The following is a 20,416-nucleotide window of genomic DNA, read 5'->3' as shown; positions in this document are numbered from 1 at the left end:
TGTTCGTCATAAATTCACAATAATTTCCTGAGGATTACTTAGCGTAAAATGACGGACTAACAAAAACACTCTTTAACATGACTAAATTATTAACCTGGATTTTGGCCGGCCTGGCGATGGTCGGACCGCTGGCAATTGACACCTATCTGCCGTCTTTCCCCGCCATCGTGCAAGATTTCAATGCCAGCCCCCTGCTGGTGCAGCAGACCCTGAGCTTTTTCCTGTTCACGTTCGCCTTCATGATGCTGTTTTACGGCACCCTGTCCGATTCGTTCGGCCGCCGTCCCGTGATTCTCGTCTCGCTGGTGCTGTATGTGATCGCTTCCGTGGGCGCAGCGCTGGCGCCGTCGATGGGCTGGCTGCTGGCCTGGCGCGTGCTGCAAGGACTGGCGGCGGGCGCCGGTTCCGTCATCGGCCGCGCCATCGTGCAAGACCGCTATTCAGGCGCCGCCGCGCAAAAAATCCTCTCGCACATAATGATGGTGTTCGCGCTGGCGCCAGCCATCGCGCCCGTGCTGGGCGGCTGGCTGCAGGTAAGCCTGGGCTGGCGCTGGATTTTCTGGTTCCTCACGGCCTTCGGCGTGCTGATGTTCATCGTCGTCTGGCGCGCGCTGCCGGAAAGCCTGCCGAAGGAACAGCGCCACGCCTTCCACCTGGGCGACATCGCCGTCAATTACTGGAAAGTGCTGTGCCACCGCCAGTTCCTGCTGCTGTCGACGGCCATCGGCGCCGCCTTCGGCGGCTTCGCCCTGTACATCGGCTCGGCCGCCTACTTCATCATCAACATCCTGCATTTGCCGGAGACGGCGTTCGCCTGGCTGTTCATTCCCTTAATTAGCGGCATGGTGTTCGGTTCGGCCCTGTCGGCGAAAATCGCCCACCGCTATAGCCAGCGCCAGATGATCTGGGCCGGCTTCATCTTGATGCTGGTCGCCGCCCTGGCCAACATCGGCTATAACTACTTCTTTGCCGCCGAAGTGCCGTGGGCCGTGCTGCCCCTGTTCTTCTACTCGTTCGCCCTGTCGATCGCCATGCCACCGATGACCCTGATGGCGCTGAACCACTTCCCCAACAACAGCGGCCTGGCCTCGTCGATGCAATCGTTCATCCAGATGCTGCTGTTCGCGCTTGTCTCGGGCCTGGTGGCGCCGCTGCTGTTCGACAGCGCCCTGAACCTGGCGTATGGCGTGATGGCGGGACTGCTGGTGAGTTTGATTTGCTGGGTGTTTGCGCAAGGTAAGGCAGAAGCGTAGGTCGGATTAGGCCCGGAGGGCCGTAATCCGACAACATTGTTGGCGACAGACGTCGGATTACGCGCAAGCGCCTCGGCGGCCCCGCTAATCCGACCTACGAGCAATATACAGCCACGATTACGGCCACGGCGCTGGCGTCACATCGACATACTGCGCCCCGCCCTGCTCCGGGGCCGGCTCCGCCGCATCGCGCGCGGCTGGCTGGTTCAACGACCCCGCCGGCGAACGCAAACTCAAAATCTCCTTACGCGTCTCGACGAAGTCGGCAGAACTCAAGGGATGTTGCTGGTCGGGCCAGTGGCTGACGGCCCATTCCTGCAAGGTTTCAAAGCGCCGCCACAGTTCGGCGATGAATTCGCGGCGCGCTTCTTCCTCTTGCTGCGGCGTCTTTTCGGCGCCTTCCCCGATATGTACTTGCATGGCTGCTCCCTGGCTGATCAATCATCCTGCCAGCCTACTCTGGAACCAGCCAGGCGTCTGTTCGCGAACGAACAAAGAGCTTATTCAGGCATCTTGCGAAAGCCCACGGCCAGGCGATTCCAGGTATTGATGGAGCCGATGGCCAGGGTGACGTTGACCATTTCCGCCGGCGTCAATTGCTGCGCCAGCGCCGCATACACGTCATCGGGTGCCTGGCTTTGCGGCAGCAGGGTCAGCGCTTCCGTCCAGGCCAGCACGGCCCGCTCGCGCGCCGTAAAAAACGGCGTTTCGCGCCAGACGGACACGGCATACAGGCGGCGTTCCGTTTCGCCCGCCTTGCGCGCGTCGCTCGTGTGCATATCCACGCAAAAGGCGCAGCCATTGATTTGCGAGGCGCGCAGGCGGATCAGCTCGAGCAGCGAGTGTTCCACGCCCAGCTTGGCAATCGCCGCTTCCAGCGCATACATGGCCTTGACGGCGTCGGGCGAAGCTTGTGTAAAATCGAGTCGTTGCTGTGTCATGATGCATTCCTTGATGATGAGAGATGCACTATTCTAGAAGCGCGACAACAGCGCGCGGCAGGCCAATCCCCCAAAAAAGCAGCAGACCACCAGCAGATACCCCATGGAATTACATATCCTGATCGACGGCAAGCGCGACCTGGGCGGCCAGCTGTACCGCCAGCTCAGCGCAGCCATTCGCTCGGGCCGCCTGACGGATGGCCAGCAATTGCCGCCCACGCGCCTGCTGGCCAGCCAGCTGGGCCTGTCGCGCAAGACGGTGTCCGACGTGTATGAAAAACTCGGCTATGAAAAGCTGCTGGTCGGCAAGGTCGGCGTGGGCAGCTTCGTGCAGACGCCGCACGCCTCGCCGCAGCGCCGCCACGCCAGCACGCCGCTGGCCAGCGCGCAGCGCATCGCCCGCTGGGAAGCGACGCCCACGCCTTTGCGCCGCGCCAGCCAGGAAACGCCCGCGCGCTACGCCTTCATCGGCGGACGCGCCACGCCCGCGCACTTCCCGCAAGATGAATGGCGCGCCTGCATGCTGCACGCGCTGCGCCAGGATGGGCAGGCGCGCGGCCGCTATGGCCCTGTGGAAGGTTTGCCCGCCTTGCGCGCCGCGATCGCCGGCCATGCCGCCTTCAGCCGCGGCATCCATTGCACCGAGGAACAAGTACTTGTCACCAGCGGCGCGCAGCAAGCCTTGCACTTGCTGGCGCTGACCCTGCTGGAGCCGGGCGACACGGTTGCCGTGGAAGAACCCGGCTACCCGGTGGCGCGCGCCGTATTCGCCAGCCAGGGCGCGCGCGTGGTGGGCGTGGAAGTGGACGAGGATGGCCTTGTCGTCGCACAAATTCCCGACGGCACGCGCTTGATCTATGTCACACCCGCGCATCAATTTCCCCTCGGTATGCCGATGAGCATGGCACGCCGCCACGCTTTGCTGGAGCGTGCCCGGCAGTTGGGGGCCATCATCATCGAAGACGATTACGACAGCGCCTTCCGCTATGAAGGCCGGCCCGAGGATGCGCTGCAAAGCATGGACCGCTATGGTGTCGTGGCGCACGTGGGCAGCTTTTCCAAGATCATGCTGCCGGAATTGCGCCTGGGCTATGTGGTGCTGCCGCAAGCCCTCGTGGCCGCCATGCAGACGGTGAAATACCTGAGCGATTGCCATACGGCCAGCCTGGGCCAGCATGCGCTGGCCAAGTTCATCGACGATGGCCATTTGCTGCGCCACATCCGCCGCTGCCACGACATTTATGCGGGACGGCGCGAACGGCTGCAGCATTGGTTCAACGGCCCGTTGTCGCCGTGGTTCCGCCTGGTGCCCGCCAGCGCCGGCTTCCACGTGGCGGCGCTGGCGCAGGCGCCGCTCGATATCGCCGAGTTGCTGCGCCGGGCGCGCCTGGCCGACATCAGCCTGTATGCGCTGGCCAGCTTTTACCATGGCCCCGCCCGCCACGAAGGCCTGTTCCTCGGCTATGGCGCCATCGACAAGCTCGATATCGACACGGCGCTGGCCCGCGTGCTGGCGATCCTGCAAGACATGGCTCCCCTGCCCCGTAGAGCCTATCCCAGTAGATGAATACATCCCCTGTTGGCGCCCCTCAGAAGCGGGGACGGCGTTGCTCGTCGTCGCGTGGCTCGCCACGCGTCCTTCTCACGCCTTGTCCGCGCTCCTGATGATGCTGCCAGCAGAAGACGCTCCCTACTGGGGTAGGCTCTCAGCGCGGTTGCCAGCGATAGTGCCCCGTGATCGGATAGCTGAATAAGATATTTTCCTCGCGCGCGCCTTCGCCGATGTTGTGGATGATCAGCGGCACGCCGCTCCACGACTGCTTGTCGCTGACGATGCCGATGTGCGTGAGGTTGCGCGGCAGGCGCCAGGTGACGATGTCGCCCGCGCGGTAAGCGTTCGCTTCCTTGGCTGGAGGCAGGCTGGTGCCGTGGCGAGCAAAGTAGGTTCCCAGGTTCGGCACGCGGCGGTGGTCGATATTGCGGTCCGGCCCCTTCATCTGCCAGCGCCCCTGCTGCTGGTACACCTGCCACGCCTTGCGCATGTCTTCGTGCACCAGCACCTGCAAGTCCTGCCCCAGCTGGCGGTAAGCCCGAACGACCACGTCCGTGCACACACCCCGCTCCAGCGGCACGTCGCCGCCCGGATAGGCCAGCCGTTCATAGCGCGGATCGTACTGCACGGTCACGCCCACCTGCTTGCGGGCGGCGGCGACGAGGGCTTGCGGGGTGGCAGGGATTGCCGACGCCAGCATGGGCGCCAGGGCAAGCATCACGGTGAAAAGCGGTTTGATGGGCATCAACGTCGGGGCTTGAATGTAAATGCCAACTTTACCGCAGCGGCAAGAAAAACGTCGGACGCTAGGCCGCAGCCAACTGCGCCAGGTGCGCGGGGAAATCCACGGCCGGTCCCGCCGCATTGATGGTCTCAAAGTAATCATGCCAGCCCGTGGCGGCGATGCCGGCCAGCAAGGCGTCCAGTGCCGCCTCGTCCGGGAAGCGCCAGACGGCATAGAATTGCTGGGCAGCCGCATGCAGCTTGCCGCCATCGATGGCGCCCATGGCCAGCGCTTCGGCGCCGCTGCCGGACAAGGCTGCCATGCCGGCGCCCACCGTGGCGAAATACGATTGGCGCGCGGCGCCATCGAGGGCCAGCCAGGCGGGTTTCGGGCTGTACAGTTCTAACAGATAATGCATGTTTTCTCCTTCGGTGATGAATGATCAGGCCAGCGAGCGCTGGGCCCGCTTGCAAATGCGTGCCGTGGCGGCATTGGAACTTTCTTGTAGCCATTGCGCGCACAGGCTGCGCACCCAGTCCGGCTGGCTCTTGGCCGCATCGTTGAGCCAGTTGGCCACGGAATCCTGCACGTAGATGGCCGGGTCGGCGCGCAGGGGCTGCAACAGGGGCAAGGCCAGCTGCGGCTGTTCCTTTAATTGGGCGATATGCGCGCACCACACACCGCGCGGGCGCAGCGCTTCGCAGGCAAAACGGCGCACTCTTTCCGACGGGTCCGCCGTCCACGGCGCCAGCAGCGCGATGGCGTCAGGCAGATGCTCGGCCAGACGGGGCCGCAGCGCCAGCCAGGCCCATTCGCGCACGCCAAAGTGGCCATCGTCAGACAGCGGCCGCATGGCGGCCAGCTGCTGCGGCAAGGTCCAGCCAGCCTGGGCGGCGATGACAAAGCAGGCCCAGCCACGTACCGTGTCGGATGGGTGTGCTTGCAGTACAGCCGGGTCGGCGTCGGCCTCCAGCAGCAACTGCGCCGCCAGCGCCATGCGTTTGGTGATGCCCGCTGCGGCCTGCGCACGCATCCGGTCCAGCCGGGCGGCACCGATGTCGGGTACGGCTGCAGCCAGCAGCTGGGCGAAATCGATGGCCAGCCCTTCCGTCAGGGTAGCGCTGGCCACGCTGCCCCCATTCAGCAGGGCCAGGCGCGCGGGAGCGATGTCGGCGATGCCACGGCTCATGCAGAACCTCGGTCCGTCTTGCGCCAGGCTTTTTCCAGCAGTCCACTCAATAATTGCATCTCGTCCGGCGTGAAATCGGCAAACAGGCTGGCGATCCATTGCGCATGCTCATCGACCAGGGTCGCGGCGGCCGTGTCTCCCTTGGCGCTCAGGCGCACCAGCAGCTTGCGCCGGTCGACCTGGTCCGCGTGGCGCGCCAGGAAACCATCGCGCTCCAGGCCGTCGAGCAAGCCCGTGATGGTGCCGCGCGTCACGCCGGCCCGCTCGGCCAGCGCGTGCGGCGAGAGTCCGTCAGGCACGTCGCGCAGCAGGGACAGCAGCACAAATTTCCCTTCCGACAAGCCATGCCGGCCCAGGCGCGTGGCGCAATCGCCATCGATGGCGGACGCCAGGCCCAGCACTTCAAAGCACAGGCGCAAGCGCGCCGTGGACTGTGTCATGTCGAGACCGATGGCGCGGCGCTGCACGTCACCCAGCAGGGCCGTGTATTTTTGTTCGAGCTTTATCATATGGCGCAATATAATATGGCGCCATACTACATGTCAAATGAAAAATCGTGAAGGTTTTCCCCTAGCCTTAAAGACGGGCTTTATCCCTTGCCCACGCGATGATGGCATTGGCATCGATGGCGCCCGGCTGGCGCGCCACTTCCACGCCCTTGCGAAACAGGGCCAGGGTGGGAATGCTGCGGATATTGAAACGGCTGCCCAGGTCTGGCGACGCTTCCGTATTGACCTTGACGACACGAAACGCCGGCTCCAGTGTCCTGGCGGCTTGCACATAGAATGGCGCCATGCTGCGGCACGGGCCGCACCAGGGCGCCCAGAAATCCACCAGCACGGGAATGTCGCTGCGTTCGATATGCTTGAGGAAACGGGCGCTGGCCAGGTCCACGGGCTGGCCCGTAAACAAATCTTTCTGGCACTTGCCGCAAGTGGGCTGTTCAATCAAGCGGGCGGCCGGCAGTCGGTTGACGGCGTCGCAATGGGGGCACACGATGTGCAGGGAGTCTGGCGTGGTCGGGGTCATGGCATTCCTGGAAAGGGTAGCGTACAGTTGCCGGACATTTTACGGCGTATCGTGCGGCGGCGCTTGTCTGCATAGTCCGCTATAGTGCGCTGGAACGGCGCGCGTATTGCCCGGCCGGCCAAGGAGAAACATGCCTGATGTCGCAAACAACATGGAGCTGAAGACCGCCGAGCTGGCTACTGCCCTGGCCTTGCAGCGTGCCGCCTGCCTGGTCCATTCCATACCCACGTTCGCCGAGCGCAAACGCGACCTGCAAACCTTGCAGCGCTTCATCCGCGACCATAAAGACGCGCTATGCGAGGCGATCAGCGCCGATTATGGCAACCGCTCCCGGCACGAAACCTTGCTGGCGGAGATATTCCCCGCCATCGACGGGATCGATCACGCACTGAAACAGTTGAAAAAATGGATGAAGCCGCAGCGCCGCAGCGTGGACTGGCGCAATTTTCCTGGCGCCCGCAACCGCGTGCTGCCCCAGCCGCTGGGCGTGGTGGGCGTCATCGTGCCGTGGAATTTCCCCGTCAACCTGAGCCTGGTGCCTTTGACTTACATCTTCGCCGCCGGCAACCGCGCCATGGTCAAGATGAGCGAGAATTCGCGCCACCTGGCGCAACTCTTGATCGAGAAGATGCCCGCCTATTTTCCGCCGGAAAAATTGCAGTTTTTCGACGAGACGGGCGGCGTTGGCATCGCTTTTTCACAACTGCCGTTCGACCACCTGCTGTTTACGGGTTCCGGCCAGACGGGCCGCGCCGTCATGGCGGCGGCCGCGCGCAATCTGTGTCCCGTCACCCTGGAGCTGGGCGGCAAGGCGCCGGCCATCGTCTGCGCCGATTTCGATGTGCGCACGGCGGCCGAACGCATTTTGTTTGTCAAATACCTCAACGCGGGGCAGATCTGCACCAGCGTCGACCACGCCTGGCTACCCGAGGCCAGCATCGCCGCCTTCGTCGAGCATGCGCGCCAGATCATGCCCACGCGCTACCCGCGGCTCGATACGCCCGACTACACTTCCATCATTGACGAGGCCGCCTTTGAGCGCTTGCTGCAGGCGCTCGACGAAGCGCGCGCACGGGGCGCGCAAGTGATTTCGCTGCTGCCAGGTCCGGCCTGGGACCACGCTACGCGCAAGATCGCGCCGCACATCGTGCTCGACGCGCCCGCAGACAGCCTGCTGCTGACGCGCGAAATCTTTGGCCCCATCCTGCCCCTGCGCGGCTATACAGATCTGAACACGGTGATCGGCAGCATCAATGCGGGGCCACGCCCGCTGGCCATCTATCCGTTCAGCAACAATAAGCAGACTGTGCAGCTTCTGATCGACACGGTGATGTCGGGCGGCGTGTCCGTCAACGACGCCCTGTACCACGTGGGCCAGCACGATCTGCCCTTCGGCGGCGTGGGCGAGTCCGGCATGGGCCACTACCACGGCGTGGAAGGTTTTCACACTTTCAGCAAGCTGCGCCCCGTGTTCTATCAGGCGCGCTACAGCGCGTTGAAACTGCTGTGGCCGCCGTATGGCAAGCTGGCCAGCCGCGTGCTGGCCTTTCTGACCCGCTGATTACAGGAACAGCGAGGCGGCGATGGCCCACATGACGAGGGCGATAATGCCGTCGAGCACGCGCCAGGCCATGGGCTTGGCGAACACGGGCGCCAGGTAGCGGGCGCCAAAGCCCAGCAGGAAGAACCACAGGGCCGAAGCCATGATGGCGCCGCCGGCGAAGTAGAAGCGTCCCACACCTTCATGCTGGCCGCCGATCGAGCCGAGCAAGATGACCGTGTCGAGGAAGGCGTGCGGGTTCAGCAGGCTGAACGCCAGCGCCGCACCGATCACGGCCCAGTAGCCTTCAGGCGACTTGGCCGCCGACACCGTCAGGGCCGTTGGGCGCCAGGCCGACTTGGCCGCGCGCAAGCCATACGCGATGAGGAAGGTCGCGCCACCAGCCTTGGCCCACAACAGGAAATTAGGATTGTCGGCAATGAAAGTGCCCATGCCGGCCACGCCGGCCGTGATCAGGATGGCGTCGCACACCAGGCAGACCAGGATGCAGGTGAGCACGTAATGGCGCTTCAGCCCCTGCTTGAGCAAGAATGCGTTCTGCGTGCCGATGGCCACGATCAGGCTCGCTCCGAGCCCCATGCCTTTCAAGAAAATTGCGCTGTCCATATCGATTCCTTTCTATTGCTTTCCATCACGCGCACGGCCGCCCACGCTCTGCCGGCAACGGCAAAGTCATCAGAGGTAGGTGGAGGGTGGTGCGGAACCAGGAGGACCGCGCGAGAGAGTGGAGTTGTTACCCTATTTCAATAGTGTAAAGAAAAAGTAAATATAAGTATAATGAATGATTCTAACCATATATAAGAGAATCTTATGCGCGTCGTCGATTACCGTGGATTGGCCGCCCTCGACGCCGTGATCGGCCTGGGCAGCTTTGAAAAGGCCGCGCAGGCGCTGGCGATTAGCCAGCCGGCCGTGTCGCAGCGCATCCGCACCTTGGAAAACCTGGAAGGCACTTTGTTGATCATCCGCAGCCACCCGCCCCTGCCTACGGAAGCGGGCCAGCGCCTGATCGCCCATTACCGGCAAGTCAAGCTGCTCGAAGCGGCGCTCGACGCCCAGCCCGGCCCCACCACGCAATTGCCAGAGCTGGCCATCGCCGTCAACGCCGACAGCGCCGCCACGTGGATCCCGGAAGCGCTGGGGCCGCTACTCTCGCCGCCGTCCTGCCTGCTCGATATCCGCCTCGACGACCAGGACCACACCCTGAGCCAGCTGCGCGAAGGCCGCGTGTTTGCCTGCGTCAGCAGCGCCAACGACCTGGTGGCCGGCACCACGGCCACGCCGTTGGGCGGCATGCGCTACCTGTGCGTGGCGTCGCCCGCGTTCGCGCAGCAATGGTTTCCCCATGGTTTTACGGTGCAAGCCGTCAGCCAGGCACCGGCCATCACGTTTGGCAGCAAGGATGCCCTGCACGAGCGCTATCTGCAGCACCGCCTCGGCTACACGGGCCGCTATCCGCACCATGTGCTCGGTTCGGCGCGCGACTTCGTGCGCTTCATCGAAGCGGGCTATGCCTACGGCATGGTGCCTTTGCTGCAGGCGGAAACGGCACTGGCCACCGGCAGGCTGGTCGACGTGGCAGCCGGGCAGGCGCTCGACGTGCCCCTGACCTGGCATGCCTGGGATATCCAGACACCCCTCACGCGCACCTTGTCGGACGCCGTCATCGCCACGGCACGCAAATGGCTGCTACAAGATTGAAATAAAACATGCAACAGTTACCTGCGCCAGATTGCAACTTCCCCATGTGCGCCCTGCCCTGCCTGGCCTACACTACAAGCATGATCCATCACCATCAGGAGCTGGCATGACGACCCTGCGCACCATATTGCTCGGTTTGCTGACGACCATCCCGCTCGCCGCCAGCCTGGCCGCCTGCTCACCCTTGAGCGCCATCAATGCCCTGTCGTCCGGCAGTGCCTCGCTAGTGACGCGGGGCCTGGCCTACGGCCCCCTGCCACGGCAAAAACTCGATGTGTACGCCCCCAAAATCCGCACGGGGCCCGTACCCGTGGTGGTGTTCTTTTATGGCGGCAACTGGACGGAGGGCGAGCGCGCCGACTATGCCTTCGTTGGCCACGCGCTCGCTGCGCGCGGCTACCTGGCCGTGATCGCCGACTACCGGCTATATCCGGAGGTGCACTACCCGGAAATTTTGCAGGATGCCGCCCGCGCCGTGGCCTGGGCCGCGATGGAATCGAGCCGCCATGGCGGCGACCCCGCCCGCCTGTTCGTCATGGGCCATAGCGCCGGTGCCTACAATGCGGCAATGGTGGCGCTCGACGCCAGCCTGCTGGCGCGCCACGGCATGCACCCGCACGACTTGCGCGGCTGGATAGGCTTGGCCGGTCCGTATGATTTCCTGCCGATCGAAAACACCACCACCCGGCCCGTCTTCTTTTACCCGGACACGCCCGCCGCTTCGCAGCCCATCCATCACGTGACGGCCGAGGCCCCGCCCGCCCTGCTGATCGCCCCCTTGCCCGGACAAGACAAGCTGGTCAATCCGCAGCGCAATACGGGTGGCCTGGCCATGGCCTTGCGGGCACTGCACCGGCCCGTGACGGAAGTGTATTTCGACAAGGTCAGCCATACCACCCTGGTCGCCTCGCTGGCCAGCCCCCTGCGCATGCTGGCCCCCACGCTGGACGCCGTGAGCGCCTTTATCGACGCCAACAGCAATGTGGATACCATGCTGACACGTAAGATGGGCGCGGGCATGCAGGCTGCCGTCGCGCGCGCCCACGACAAAACGCCCGCCCCCTGAAGGACGGGCGCTCTGCCCGGACCACTACGCACGATGCTGCGCCAGCCAAGAGCCTATCCCAAGGCTCGGCCCTTGCGATGCGAATTCAGCTGGCATTCAGCTACCGGCAACAGTGCGCTTAGTCTTTACGGCTGGCGCTGCTGGTTTTGCTTTGTGCGGAGCCCGCTTGCGATGCGCTGCCGCTGGCGGAGCTTTCGCTGCCGGCCGACTGCTGGCTACCCTGCTGGCTGGCGCTTTGCAGGCTTTGGCCGTCACGGCTGTGCGCACCGCGCTGCTGGTCGCGGTTGCTACCATTTTGATGGTTGGCCTGGAATGGTTCGGCGACGCGCTGCATGACTTCCTGCTGCTTGCGCGCGTTTTTCTGCGTTTCTTCCGCAGCCGTGCGGGCCACTTCTTCGGCCAGGGCCTTGGCAGTACGGCTCGTTTCATTCACATGCTGCTCGGCCACATTGGCCAGTTCGACCTGCGTATCGGCGGCCAGACGCGACAGCTGTTGCTGGTACTTGCGCAGTTGCTCGGCGGCTGGCTGGCCCGCTACGGCAGCCACCTGAAACACATCTTCAGCGCGCTCGAGCGTCAGCAGGTTCTGGCTGGTGACAGTGGTTTCTTCCAGCAAGCCTTGCGCCAGCTGCATGTTCAGGTCACTGAAGTGCTGCACCGACTGGAACAAGGACTTCGACAGACCATTGAAAAAAGCCAGTTGCGCTTCCAGGTGGTTTTTGACGGCTGGGGTAACACTACGGGAATATGGATACATGGAGTTCCTCATTAAATAGCGGTTGGGTAAATACAGGCGACACCACCGGTTGTCGAACGGTGAAGCAGACGACCGAGTTACGCCACGAAACGCGAAAAAACATATCCGATTGGTGGGAAGATGCTTTGCAACGCGAGTCCCAAGGCTACGTGAGCACCGCAGGTGAGACATGATCTGGATCAAAGGTGCGCTAAGCTGCGCAGAAAGTTTTGGCTGGACAGCTTGCTCTTGGCAAACGTCAGTGACAGGAAGGAAAATCTGTGCCAGACACGCTCAACGCGCGGCGCCGGTGCCCGGCACGACGGGCTTGTAGCCATGGCTGCGCAGCGAGGCTTCCAGCCAGCGGTTGCCATACCAGCCACGTGCCAGCAGGTAACTGAGCTCCGCGGCGGCCATCAGCAACATCATCGGACCGATGTGCAGTTCGGTGGCCAGATGACTGCCAAACCACAGGCAGACATCCATCGCCAGCATGAGCAGCAATAGCCACCAGCGGCGCTTGGCCACGGCCCAGAACGAGCCCAGCAACAGGGCAGGCCAGGAAAATCCCGCTTTCACGTAGGCATAGCGGCCCGCATCGTCGGCAAACAGGGTGGCGCTTTGCTTCATGCTGCTCTCTTCTGGTAATGAACGGTGTCAGGGTTCGGGATGGTGGCAGACGGCTTCGACATTGTGACCGTCCGGCCCCAGCACGAAGGCGCCGTAGTAATTCGGGTGATACATGGCGCGGATGCCGGGGGCGCCGTTATCCTTGCCGCCCGCTGCCAGCGCGGCCTGGTAAAACGCGTCCACCTGGGCACGGTTGTCCGCCGTGAAGGCGAGATGCATGCCGGCATGCGGCGTGCCGCCCACGCCAAACCAGAAATCGGGCTTGCCATCCTTGCCCAGGCCAACCCAGCCCTGCTCTTCCATCACCACCGACACGCCCAGGGGCGCCAGGGCGGCCGAAAAGAAGGCCTTGCTGGCCTGGGCATCGCTGACATTCAAACCGATGTGATCAAGAATCATGATGGTGCTCCTCGCAGGTAAGGGGACAGGAAGCGCAGCATGCGCCAATATTGCCTTTTAGGCAAGCAAAACTACAGATCCGGCGCGTAGCGGGCGACCATCTGCGCCTGCGTTTCCTGCGGCCCGCTGCCGCCCGTCTGCTCCGCGATCATCTGGCCCATCGTCGGCAAGACGCAGCGTTCGACTTGCGCCGCGCTGTCCCACAGCCGCGCACGCATGAGGGCCTTGGCGCAGTGCAAGTAAGCCTCGGCTACGCGCAGGCGCATGACCATGCGTGGCGGGTTGCGTTCGGCGGCAAAGTGCGCCAGCAGCGCCGGATCGTCGCTGAGACTGGCCTCGCCATTTACGCGCAAGGTTTCATCGACGCCGGGGATCATGAACAGCAGCCCCGCCCTGCCCGTCTCGGCAATATTGCTGAAACTGTCGAGGCGGTTATTGCCCTTGGCATCGGGCAGCAGCAAGGTATGGGCATCGAGCACGTGTACGAAACCTGGCGCGCCGCCGCGCGGCGAGGCGTCGAGCTGGCCGCCAGCCCCGCCCGTGGCCAGCACGACGAACGGCGATAGCCCGATAAAGGCGATGCAATGCGGGTCGAGATGGTCGAGCTGCTTGCTCAGCGCCCTCCCCTGCGCGGGCGGATAATGCGCGCGCAGTTGCTCCAGCGAATCGATTTCCATGCGCTTCCCCTGCCTAGCGCAAGTTGCCCGTATGTCCGAGCGAATAGCGGCCCGGCTGTGGCCACACGGTCAGGCCGTGCGGTTCCTGGCCGACTTTCACTTTCGAGACGTCGCCACTGTTCGTATCGATGCGATACACCACATCGTCGAAACGGCCGGACAGCCACAGATACTTGCCATCGGCGCTCACATTGCCCATGTCGGGGCTGCCGCCGCCGGGAATCGGCCAGTTCGCCACCACTTTTTCGGTGGCGAAATCGATCACGCTGACGCTGCCCTTGCCATTGCGCTTGCCATGGATGCGGTGCGTGCCGCGGTTGGCCACGTACAGTTTCTTGCCGTCACGGCTCGGGTACAAGCCATGCGCGCCCACGCCCGTCTGGATGAAGCCGATTTCCTTCAGGGTGGCGCCATCGACGATGTGCACGCCGTCGGCGTCCATGTCGGCGATAAAGAATTTCTTGCCGTCCGGCGAGATGCGTATGTCTTGCGGCATGCCCTTCTTGACGCTGCAAATTTCATTCGCGGGGCCGCCCACGGGGCCGGACTCGGCAAAGCGCTTGGCCGGCATCTGCAATTTCAGGTAGCCGTCGACCTTGCGCCCCACCAGGTCGATCTTGGCGATGGTGCCGTCGAATTCGCAGGTAAACATGGCGTAGCGGCCGTCATTCGAGAAATCCGCATGGTTGATGCCGCCGCACTGAGGCGTGTCGATCGAATACTGTACCGCCATGGTCTTCGGATCGCGGAAATCGAGGCGGTGGCGCGCTTCGGCCACGACGATGGCCGACTTGCCGTCCGGCGTGAAGTACATATTATAGGGATCATCGACGGGCACTTCCTTGCCCGGCTTGCCCGTCAAGGGGTCGACCGGCGTCAGACTGCCCTTGTCCGTGCGTTCGGCATTGTTCGCCACCCACAGCGTGCGCAAGTCCCACGACGGCACCACGTGCTGCGGGCCGCTGCCGACCTTGAACTTGTCGACCACTTTCAGGCTGTCTTGGTCGATCACGTACACATCATTCGAGCGCAGGTTGGGCACGTAGACTCTGCGCAAGTGATCCTTGACGACGGGGCTCATATTGCTGCTGGCGATACTGCCATACACGTTTTTCGGGTCCACCAGCGGCGGCATGCCCGGCAGCGGCGAATAGGCGGCAGCCGGCGCGGCGGCGGGGACCGGCGTGCTGGCGCCGATGACCTGGCTGGCCACACCCAGGCCGGCCAGAGCGGCAGCCAGGGCGGACAAGGTGACGATGGTGCGTCGTTGAGATTTTTTCATGTGATTTCGCGTCGTTTCGTTGCAAAAGCCGGGAGTTCAGTACTGCCGGCGGAGAATTTACTTGTTACGTTGCAGCAATTGCTTGATGGCGGCCACCGACGTATCCACCTGCAGCTTGATGCCGATCTGGCCCAGTTCAGTCGTGGCACGCGTGGCGTCGCCGCGCACGCCGTCCGCCACACCAGGCTTGGGCCCGTGGGCCATGGCCTCGCTGCGCACCAGCGACGGGTCCGTCGCCAGCATCAGCGCCGCGTCCGCCAAGCCTGCATGCAGGCCGATCTCGGCGCTGCTGTGGCCGCGCTTCTGCAGCTCGGCAATATATTGCGATTGCGTGATGTCATAGTAATCGAGCAAGGCATACGCACGCGCATCTTTCGCCGTGGAAGCTTTGCCCCAGGCCCGATTGAGCTTATTCGCCACATTCTGCTCGTTCTTCTGGTAACCACCGTGATCACCGAGGAAAATGATGTCGCGGAAACCATGCTGGCGCAAACTGGCGGCTGCCCCTTCCAGCACGGCCTCGAAGGCGGCTGGCGGTATCGAAATCGTGCCGGCAAAGCGCATGTGGCCGGCCGGCGGAGAAATCGCGCCTTCCGGCACGTAGGACACGACGGGCGCGACGATGGTGTTGCCCAGCTTTTGCGCAATCTGGCGCGCCAACAGAGCGGCGCGCACATTGTGCTTGCCCAGCGCAATATACGGCCCGCTCTGCTCGACGCCGCCGATCGGCACCAGCACGGTGGTGGCGCCGTGGTCGATACGGCTGCGCAACTCCGTGCTCGTCAGCTCTTCCAGCATGACGCTGCTGCTGGCAGGCGCGGCCGCCAGAGCGGACGCGGCAGGAATCAGGCAGAACAGGGTCAAGGAAAACAGGGAGCCGAATGGCTTGGACAGAATGGAGGGCGCGCGCGGCGCAAGGGATACATTCGGCAGGGGGAACTGCAGAGTCATAAGCAAACATCTTTCCAAGGTCAAAGCGTGACGCCGTGCCCGGCCTTGCCAGGCAAGCTGGCTGCCACGCAGGAATTGTATTCCATCATGACGGGAAGGGCACGTTAATTTGACGCGGTGCTTTGCAAGGAATTGACGAGGGGAAACTATCTGTCAGACTGTTGTCGCCTTGGCCCAGTCCACCTCGCCATCATGGAGAGCCGCGTGGCGTTTCTCGGCATAGGCCTTGAGCGAGCGCATCGTTTTGGGTAGCCCTAGCCGGACTTGTTTGGCAACGCCTGGTCCGAACAGAAAGGCAAGCGCTCCAGTGAACCACACGCGGTGAACGACTTCCGCTCCGCCATCTACTGCGGCAACCGTGTGCTCGAAGTGGATGCGGAACAGGGGGATATAGCCCTCGACGGTGAACGAGCGGCCTGCGGTGCGCTCGGTAACCAGCATCGGAATACCCATCCCCTTGTTCGGCACTATCCTGCCCTGTGTTCCCGCTGCGAATGGCCCATTGAGCCGGGCTTGCTTTGTATCCGGATCCCACAAGTGCCATCGGTCGACTTCGCTCCAGATTTGATCGATGACCGTGGGCGGGACTGCAATGTGGATGCTTTCTTCGATATGCGCCAATTGGGGGATCTCCCTATCATTGTGATAAAAGTAACTGCGCTAGCTATCCGGCATCGCGCAGTGCCTGGGTATTGGTCAGCGGCATAGCATTTATCATGCAGAATATCCATGATAATTGCGCCAAGCAAAGGATCTTCCTCTGGCAGAAACAAACACAGTTATTTTTCCCTTGCATCGACAAAAACATAGCTGCCGGGATCGTAGGATACACTGTTTTTTTATCATATAAATGTAATTAGATTCTGCTTATGCTTGTCGCAGACAGAATCTGGTCATGACGACAGCCTTGTTTTAAGCCAGGTGTAATCGGTATGCAAGTGAGCAGGCATGTATGTCACACCTGGGCACGATGCTGCCCTAAAAATGCCGGCCATGAACGCCTTGGATTTTGAGAGACTATGAACGCAACACATTGGAGGGTTCAGGAGCTAAATCACCACTCAGCGGATATCGTTTGGCTGAATGCCGAGGGTGCCGGCCGTGCATATCATTTAGTGGGCCTTCATGACTCGAAGACGCATCTCGGCCTGGACGTGAACACCGTTGACTCCATCGAGCGCTTCGCATTCGGCAATGATGTGGCCATCGCGACCAGCTGGTTACGTGCGCGTTTGCCGGGAATTCAGCAAGTCGTAGTGGTGTTTGGAGAAGACGACTGTTTTTTATGCAGCAGTGTGTTCCTGATCGAAAATTGGTCGGATATTTTTGTCCCTTCACGTGACGACGCGATGGTCTATTCGAACGACACGTCACTTATCCTGTTTTATTGCCATGAAAATGCATACGAGGTGGGGCAGCGAATAGCCTATGATTAAAGGCAGCGTTCGGCCAGGAGCAGCCGTTGAAGCGAAACCTGAGTAACTAAAACCCATGATAAAAATTATGGAGTATGAAATACAGCTTCAGCTGGGACAGAAACTTTTCCGCATTTCTCTATTTTTTCTCGTTAATCTTCTTTGCTTGCACCTTTGCGCCTGAAGTTGTACCGGTTCATGCAAGGATTTTTTTCCTTGGCGTTATCGCTACTATTTTCTTGCGTAGGGAGCAATAAATCTGCGTTGGCCTCAGCGACGAAGAGCTTGCAATGGAAGTTCATGCAGCCGATACCACGAGCTTTGTTTCCCGCTTTGCTTCAGTTGCTGGTATTGTCGACAGTGACGATGCGGCTGGATGTGTAAATTGCCACGAATTCACTAGACACTGCTGAGCTGCTCATAAGCTGTGGCTGGATGACTGTTGCAAACAGTCAGTAAAGCCTGTCATGGGGCGGGCCTGCCAACGACGGCAACCGGCCATACAGGACATCCAGTACACAATACCTTCCTTCTCACATTCATTCATGATGACTACCCCTACTCTCGATTCTTCCACCGTCGCCTGCGACGATTCAGGTGTCTATCGAACATTGCTGGAGTCGACCCGCGCAATTCCGTGGCGAATCGACTGGGCCACTATGCGCTTTACTTACATTGGCCCCCAAATTGAGGAGTTGCTCGGCTGGAAACAGTCAAGTTGGCTGTCCGTAAACGACTGGGCCGAACGCATCCATGAAGAGGATCGCAAGAAGACAGTCGATTTTTGTGTCGCACAGTCGCAGATGGGCCTCGATCACGAAGCCGACTATCGGGCGCTAACGGCCGACGGCGAACAGCTTTGGATCCGAGACGTCGTGCACGTGGTGCGTCGCCAGGACGGCAGCGTCGAATCGCTGGTTGGCTTCATGTTCGACATTACCGAGCGTAAGCAGGCCGAGGACAAGATCCTCCAGTTGCAGCGCGAACTGGAAGTGCTCACCTACCGCGACAGCCTGACAGGCGTTGCAAACCGCCGCATGTTCGACACGCTGTACGCGATCGAATGGGCCAAGGCGCGTGCCACTGGCGAACCGCTGTCGCTGATCGTGATCGACATAGATTATTTCAAACAGTACAACGATCATTATGGCCACATGCAAGGTGACGACTGTTTGCGTCGAGTGGCCCAGGCAATGGATGAGGGCGCTTCACGTTCGCGCGACCTATGCGCCCGCCTGGGCGGCGAGGAGTTTGTGCTGCTTCTGCCAGCCACGGACGAGGGAGCAGCCCGCAACGTGGCCGAGCGCTGTCGCAAGCTGCTGGCGCGCAAGGAAATCGAGCATGCACGTTCCGGCGTTGGTCGCTTAGTCACTGTCAGCATGGGCGTCGGCACTATCTTGCCCAGCGCCCTGGTTGACCCCCATGTTTTTCTCGATAGAATAGACCGCCGTCTTTATCAGGCCAAGTCCGGGGGGCGCGACCGTATATGCGACGTCGAGTCGTAAGCTTCCACGACAGTGCTCACAAACCGAACCTCCTCTTTGGGGCGGAAGCTGCCGATGATGGCAACCGGCCAGAAGCGGACCTCCATATTAAGAAGGAGCGAGTGCTCGTGGGAAGTGCCGTTTTAAGCCGGTTGTCCATGATGAGTTTTATGGAACGGGGAAAGGATACAGCTTACCAGAGCGTAAACGCACTCCTGCTTCGGGCAAGCTATGACACGGGGCGAGGCTTGGTGGCTTTTAGTCCCGTTTTAACGCGCTTCGACTGCTACGTCCGCCAAGGGGCGGCCCCCGCCTACGGCGGCAACCGGCCAAAATCGGCCTGTCACGTAAGCGCAGAGCATGACTCTATCGCTGCGGGAGCAGGCCTTGTAGAAAATGCTTGGACTTAAGAGGCTGCTTGATTAATGGACAGAATAAGACATGCAGTCGTTAACGCCCAGTGGTTCAGCGCACTAGGTAGCTATCAACCTAGCGAAGGCCAAATAGCTCTCCCGAATTTGAGTGCCTGGGACAGGCCACGCTTCCCAGCGGAGTTAGACACTAGCTTAGCAAAAATTGCTTCAGATATGGACTGGCTGCCCAGCTCCCGCGATCAACCCGACCCGATCCATGGAGAGCACCTCAGGACCATCTTGAAGGACAATGGAACTGGGTACCAGCAAGAAGTCTTGGAGTCCTACAAGTTGGCCTTGAAATCATTGAGGGTGGTACCCGACAGGACGATTTTCTCTGGGGCGAACGACTTCACACAAGCCGCAAAAGATTCGGCAATCTATTGTGTGCGGATGGCTACCTTGGAAGTCTTGAGTGCCCAACCTAATTTTTGGCTTGACGCTTTGATGATTTATCACGAAGGCAATTGGCCATGTGGTCTGTTGCCTGATGGGACGCTTGTGGTCTTCTAATCGCGTTCCTGGGCCGCATCAATTTGCAGCCAGGGAATGGCAGTCCGCATTGGGCCTATTGTGTTGAAAAACGCGGGTACGGTGATGTTTAGATAGAAATCCTGCCAGCCTCGACTGGCCAGAACCGCCGCTATTGAACGATCACCGACTGCTCGGAGGTCTGAGACATCCCGAAATGGTTGCCGCTCGACATTTTCAACACAATAGGCCAGGAGCGGACAGTGACCGCGCCCAGCTAGAGCTGCGATGTGCTACCGCGTTGGACCTCAAGCGACACGAAAAGGATGATGATGGCTCATACAATGAAAGCATACTGGCAGGACCTGGAAGACGTTGTGGAATCATCCGCAGCGCGCGATTTAACGCTTAACGAAGCGCTCAATCACTGGGCAGATGGCAGGGGCGTTCAAGGCAATTTCTTCGGGCTAATCGATGAGGAGGACTACACTGTTCAGTTTTTTTTCATTGACGGAATACCTGACGATGTAGACGACGCACGTTTCTTGCAGATCGTAGCAGTGGACTTTCCAGTACCCGCTCGGGGAGGGTCATTTACTGTAGTTATAACGATCGGTGAAAGCTCAGCGTGGATTGAAAAGGCATTCGCCATCGGTGCAAACCATGAACGCTACGCGGGGCTGGAGTTTGAACCGTGGTAGTAAGCCGGTTCCGCAGCCAAGAAGCCACTCCATCTGTGCCAGCGCTTCCGCCAAGTGAGCCCTGTCTTGCGTGTCCTCTTGGGTGGAAGTTAACGGTCGTGTCATGAATGTCTGCTTTGGGGTGCGGATTCAATCGGTCAACGCAACACACTGTTCAAATCGTTGAGCCGGTGTTTGGTAGTGTAGCGTCTTCCTGGGGCGCTCGTTGAGTCTTCTGGCTACTGCATCGAGTTGCTCTTGC

General features: G+C 61.3%; 23 protein-coding genes. 8 read left to right on the top strand and 15 right to left on the bottom strand.

From position 1 onward, the window contains the following. Window positions 1-77: 77 nt before the first annotated feature. A complete protein-coding gene (locus ACP7EG_RS24370) occupies window positions 78-1,253 on the top strand; it encodes a multidrug effflux MFS transporter (RefSeq protein ID WP_426089647.1) in 1,176 nt (391 codons plus the stop codon). 117 nt (window positions 1,254-1,370) lie between these two features. Here ACP7EG_RS24370 and ACP7EG_RS24365 read toward each other — a convergent pair whose 3' ends face one another. Then, window positions 1,371-1,673 carry a hypothetical protein gene (locus ACP7EG_RS24365; protein ID WP_071078029.1) on the bottom strand — a complete coding sequence of 101 codons (303 nt, stop codon included), beginning with the start codon at window positions 1,671-1,673 and terminating at the stop codon, window positions 1,371-1,373. A gap of 80 nt (window positions 1,674-1,753) precedes the next feature. Continuing rightward, window positions 1,754-2,194, bottom strand: coding sequence for a carboxymuconolactone decarboxylase family protein (locus ACP7EG_RS24360; RefSeq protein ID WP_141168623.1), 441 nt, complete (start codon window positions 2,192-2,194; stop codon window positions 1,754-1,756). Between the two features lie 103 nt (window positions 2,195-2,297). Between ACP7EG_RS24360 and ACP7EG_RS24355 the strand changes: the two genes are divergently transcribed. Beyond that, entirely contained in the window at window positions 2,298-3,761 is a 1,464-nt protein-coding gene (locus tag ACP7EG_RS24355) for a PLP-dependent aminotransferase family protein (RefSeq protein ID WP_426089646.1), read from the top strand. Window positions 3,762-3,900: 139 nt separating this feature from the next. Here ACP7EG_RS24355 and ACP7EG_RS24350 read toward each other — a convergent pair whose 3' ends face one another. From ACP7EG_RS24350 to trxC, 5 genes are all read right to left on the bottom strand, one after another. Then, on the bottom strand, window positions 3,901-4,491 hold the full coding sequence (locus tag ACP7EG_RS24350; RefSeq protein WP_426089645.1) for a DUF1287 domain-containing protein: 591 nt from the start codon (window positions 4,489-4,491) through the stop codon (window positions 3,901-3,903). A gap of 61 nt (window positions 4,492-4,552) precedes the next feature. After that, window positions 4,553-4,888: a DUF6616 family protein gene (locus ACP7EG_RS24345; RefSeq protein ID WP_426089644.1), complete on the bottom strand. Its 336-nt coding sequence runs from the start codon at window positions 4,886-4,888 to the stop codon at window positions 4,553-4,555. A 24-nt stretch (window positions 4,889-4,912) separates the two neighbouring features. Beyond that, the gene (locus tag ACP7EG_RS24340) at window positions 4,913-5,659 is read right to left on the bottom strand and encodes a HEAT repeat domain-containing protein (RefSeq protein WP_426089643.1); all 747 of its coding nucleotides are present in this window, start codon (window positions 5,657-5,659) and stop codon (window positions 4,913-4,915) included. Next, complete coding sequence (locus ACP7EG_RS24335) at window positions 5,656-6,165, bottom strand: MarR family winged helix-turn-helix transcriptional regulator (protein WP_426089807.1); 510 nt, start codon at window positions 6,163-6,165, stop codon at window positions 5,656-5,658. The genes ACP7EG_RS24340 and ACP7EG_RS24335 overlap by 4 nt, the downstream gene beginning before the upstream one ends. A gap of 70 nt (window positions 6,166-6,235) precedes the next feature. Beyond that, a complete protein-coding gene (gene trxC / locus ACP7EG_RS24330; RefSeq protein WP_426089642.1) occupies window positions 6,236-6,688 on the bottom strand; it encodes a thioredoxin TrxC in 453 nt (150 codons plus the stop codon). Between the two features lie 130 nt (window positions 6,689-6,818). Between trxC and ACP7EG_RS24325 the strand changes: the two genes are divergently transcribed. Next, window positions 6,819-8,249: a coniferyl aldehyde dehydrogenase gene (locus ACP7EG_RS24325; protein ID WP_426089641.1), complete on the top strand. Its 1,431-nt coding sequence runs from the start codon at window positions 6,819-6,821 to the stop codon at window positions 8,247-8,249. Here ACP7EG_RS24325 and ACP7EG_RS24320 read toward each other — a convergent pair whose 3' ends face one another. Next, window positions 8,250-8,855: a LysE/ArgO family amino acid transporter gene (locus ACP7EG_RS24320; protein ID WP_034785705.1), complete on the bottom strand. Its 606-nt coding sequence runs from the start codon at window positions 8,853-8,855 to the stop codon at window positions 8,250-8,252. Window positions 8,856-9,059: 204 nt separating this feature from the next. Here ACP7EG_RS24320 and ACP7EG_RS24315 point away from each other — a divergent pair, with 204 nt between their 5' ends. Then, the gene (locus ACP7EG_RS24315; protein WP_426089640.1) at window positions 9,060-9,950 is read left to right on the top strand and encodes a LysR family transcriptional regulator ArgP; all 891 of its coding nucleotides are present in this window, start codon (window positions 9,060-9,062) and stop codon (window positions 9,948-9,950) included. A 106-nt stretch (window positions 9,951-10,056) separates the two neighbouring features. Further along, the gene (locus tag ACP7EG_RS24310; RefSeq protein WP_426089639.1) at window positions 10,057-11,016 is read left to right on the top strand and encodes an alpha/beta hydrolase; all 960 of its coding nucleotides are present in this window, start codon (window positions 10,057-10,059) and stop codon (window positions 11,014-11,016) included. 118 nt (window positions 11,017-11,134) lie between these two features. Here the strand turns inward: ACP7EG_RS24310 and phaP are convergent, their stop codons facing one another. From phaP to ACP7EG_RS24275, 7 genes are all read right to left on the bottom strand, one after another. Further along, a complete protein-coding gene (phaP, locus tag ACP7EG_RS24305; RefSeq protein ID WP_426089638.1) occupies window positions 11,135-11,773 on the bottom strand; it encodes a TIGR01841 family phasin in 639 nt (212 codons plus the stop codon). A gap of 273 nt (window positions 11,774-12,046) precedes the next feature. Continuing rightward, complete coding sequence (locus ACP7EG_RS24300; protein WP_071078049.1) at window positions 12,047-12,382, bottom strand: hypothetical protein; 336 nt, start codon at window positions 12,380-12,382, stop codon at window positions 12,047-12,049. A 27-nt stretch (window positions 12,383-12,409) separates the two neighbouring features. After that, a complete protein-coding gene (locus ACP7EG_RS24295) occupies window positions 12,410-12,781 on the bottom strand; it encodes a VOC family protein (protein WP_426089637.1) in 372 nt (123 codons plus the stop codon). A gap of 71 nt (window positions 12,782-12,852) precedes the next feature. Beyond that, window positions 12,853-13,458: a pyridoxamine 5'-phosphate oxidase family protein gene (locus tag ACP7EG_RS24290; protein WP_426089636.1), complete on the bottom strand. Its 606-nt coding sequence runs from the start codon at window positions 13,456-13,458 to the stop codon at window positions 12,853-12,855. 13 nt (window positions 13,459-13,471) lie between these two features. Next, window positions 13,472-14,740 (bottom strand): hypothetical protein, encoded by a 1,269-nt coding sequence (locus tag ACP7EG_RS24285; protein WP_426089635.1) that lies wholly within the window; start codon window positions 14,738-14,740, stop codon window positions 13,472-13,474. Window positions 14,741-14,797: 57 nt separating this feature from the next. Then, window positions 14,798-15,691, bottom strand: a complete 894-nt coding sequence (locus ACP7EG_RS24280; RefSeq protein ID WP_426089805.1) for a creatininase family protein — start codon at window positions 15,689-15,691, stop codon at window positions 14,798-14,800. A 153-nt stretch (window positions 15,692-15,844) separates the two neighbouring features. Next, the gene (locus ACP7EG_RS24275; protein ID WP_426089634.1) at window positions 15,845-16,312 is read right to left on the bottom strand and encodes an SRPBCC family protein; all 468 of its coding nucleotides are present in this window, start codon (window positions 16,310-16,312) and stop codon (window positions 15,845-15,847) included. A gap of 398 nt (window positions 16,313-16,710) precedes the next feature. Here ACP7EG_RS24275 and ACP7EG_RS24270 point away from each other — a divergent pair, with 398 nt between their 5' ends. The 3 genes from ACP7EG_RS24270 (at window position 16,711) to ACP7EG_RS24260 (ending at window position 20,175) form a co-directional block, all read left to right on the top strand. Continuing rightward, complete coding sequence (locus ACP7EG_RS24270; protein WP_426089633.1) at window positions 16,711-17,127, top strand: hypothetical protein; 417 nt, start codon at window positions 16,711-16,713, stop codon at window positions 17,125-17,127. A gap of 527 nt (window positions 17,128-17,654) precedes the next feature. Next, window positions 17,655-18,611, top strand: coding sequence for a diguanylate cyclase domain-containing protein (locus ACP7EG_RS24265; RefSeq protein WP_426089804.1), 957 nt, complete (start codon window positions 17,655-17,657; stop codon window positions 18,609-18,611). 1,189 nt (window positions 18,612-19,800) lie between these two features. Then, entirely contained in the window at window positions 19,801-20,175 is a 375-nt protein-coding gene (locus ACP7EG_RS24260) for a hypothetical protein (protein WP_070260005.1), read from the top strand. Window positions 20,176-20,416 lie beyond the last annotated feature (241 nt).

The organism is Janthinobacterium sp. PSPC1-1 (assembly GCF_049897625.1).
In the GTDB taxonomy this organism is placed as follows: Bacteria; Pseudomonadota; Gammaproteobacteria; order Burkholderiales; family Burkholderiaceae_D; genus Janthinobacterium; species Janthinobacterium tructae.
The sequence above is the reverse complement of the archived record's forward strand: the minus strand, read 5'-3'. Positions and strand labels throughout refer to the sequence as shown.

Bases quoted from the DNA above. Each gene is read 5' to 3' on its own strand.
- trxC (WP_426089642.1), bottom strand. From the start codon at position 6,688: ATGACCCCGACCACGCCAGACTCCCTGCACATCGTGTGCCCCCATTGC.
- ACP7EG_RS24260 (WP_070260005.1), top strand. From the start codon at position 19,801: ATGATGATGGCTCATACAATGAAAGCATACTGGCAGGACCTGGAAGAC.
- ACP7EG_RS24345 (WP_426089644.1), bottom strand. From the start codon at position 4,888: ATGCATTATCTGTTAGAACTGTACAGCCCGAAACCCGCCTGGCTGGCC.
- ACP7EG_RS24365 (WP_071078029.1), bottom strand. From the start codon at position 1,673: ATGCAAGTACATATCGGGGAAGGCGCCGAAAAGACGCCGCAGCAAGAG.
- ACP7EG_RS24360 (WP_141168623.1), bottom strand. From the start codon at position 2,194: ATGACACAGCAACGACTCGATTTTACACAAGCTTCGCCCGACGCCGTC.
- ACP7EG_RS24325 (WP_426089641.1), top strand. From the start codon at position 6,819: ATGCCTGATGTCGCAAACAACATGGAGCTGAAGACCGCCGAGCTGGCT.
- ACP7EG_RS24280 (WP_426089805.1), bottom strand. From the start codon at position 15,691: ATGACTCTGCAGTTCCCCCTGCCGAATGTATCCCTTGCGCCGCGCGCG.
- ACP7EG_RS24300 (WP_071078049.1), bottom strand. From the start codon at position 12,382: ATGAAGCAAAGCGCCACCCTGTTTGCCGACGATGCGGGCCGCTATGCC.
- ACP7EG_RS24370 (WP_426089647.1), top strand. From the start codon at position 78: ATGACTAAATTATTAACCTGGATTTTGGCCGGCCTGGCGATGGTCGGA.
- ACP7EG_RS24350 (WP_426089645.1), bottom strand. From the start codon at position 4,491: ATGCCCATCAAACCGCTTTTCACCGTGATGCTTGCCCTGGCGCCCATG.
- ACP7EG_RS24320 (WP_034785705.1), bottom strand. From the start codon at position 8,855: ATGGACAGCGCAATTTTCTTGAAAGGCATGGGGCTCGGAGCGAGCCTG.
- ACP7EG_RS24295 (WP_426089637.1), bottom strand. From the start codon at position 12,781: ATGATTCTTGATCACATCGGTTTGAATGTCAGCGATGCCCAGGCCAGC.
- ACP7EG_RS24310 (WP_426089639.1), top strand. From the start codon at position 10,057: ATGACGACCCTGCGCACCATATTGCTCGGTTTGCTGACGACCATCCCG.
- ACP7EG_RS24265 (WP_426089804.1), top strand. From the start codon at position 17,655: ATGACTACCCCTACTCTCGATTCTTCCACCGTCGCCTGCGACGATTCA.
- ACP7EG_RS24315 (WP_426089640.1), top strand. From the start codon at position 9,060: ATGCGCGTCGTCGATTACCGTGGATTGGCCGCCCTCGACGCCGTGATC.
- ACP7EG_RS24290 (WP_426089636.1), bottom strand. From the start codon at position 13,458: ATGGAAATCGATTCGCTGGAGCAACTGCGCGCGCATTATCCGCCCGCG.
- ACP7EG_RS24285 (WP_426089635.1), bottom strand. From the start codon at position 14,740: ATGAAAAAATCTCAACGACGCACCATCGTCACCTTGTCCGCCCTGGCT.
- ACP7EG_RS24270 (WP_426089633.1), top strand. From the start codon at position 16,711: ATGAACGCAACACATTGGAGGGTTCAGGAGCTAAATCACCACTCAGCG.
- ACP7EG_RS24340 (WP_426089643.1), bottom strand. From the start codon at position 5,659: ATGAGCCGTGGCATCGCCGACATCGCTCCCGCGCGCCTGGCCCTGCTG.
- ACP7EG_RS24355 (WP_426089646.1), top strand. From the start codon at position 2,298: ATGGAATTACATATCCTGATCGACGGCAAGCGCGACCTGGGCGGCCAG.
- phaP (WP_426089638.1), bottom strand. From the start codon at position 11,773: ATGTATCCATATTCCCGTAGTGTTACCCCAGCCGTCAAAAACCACCTG.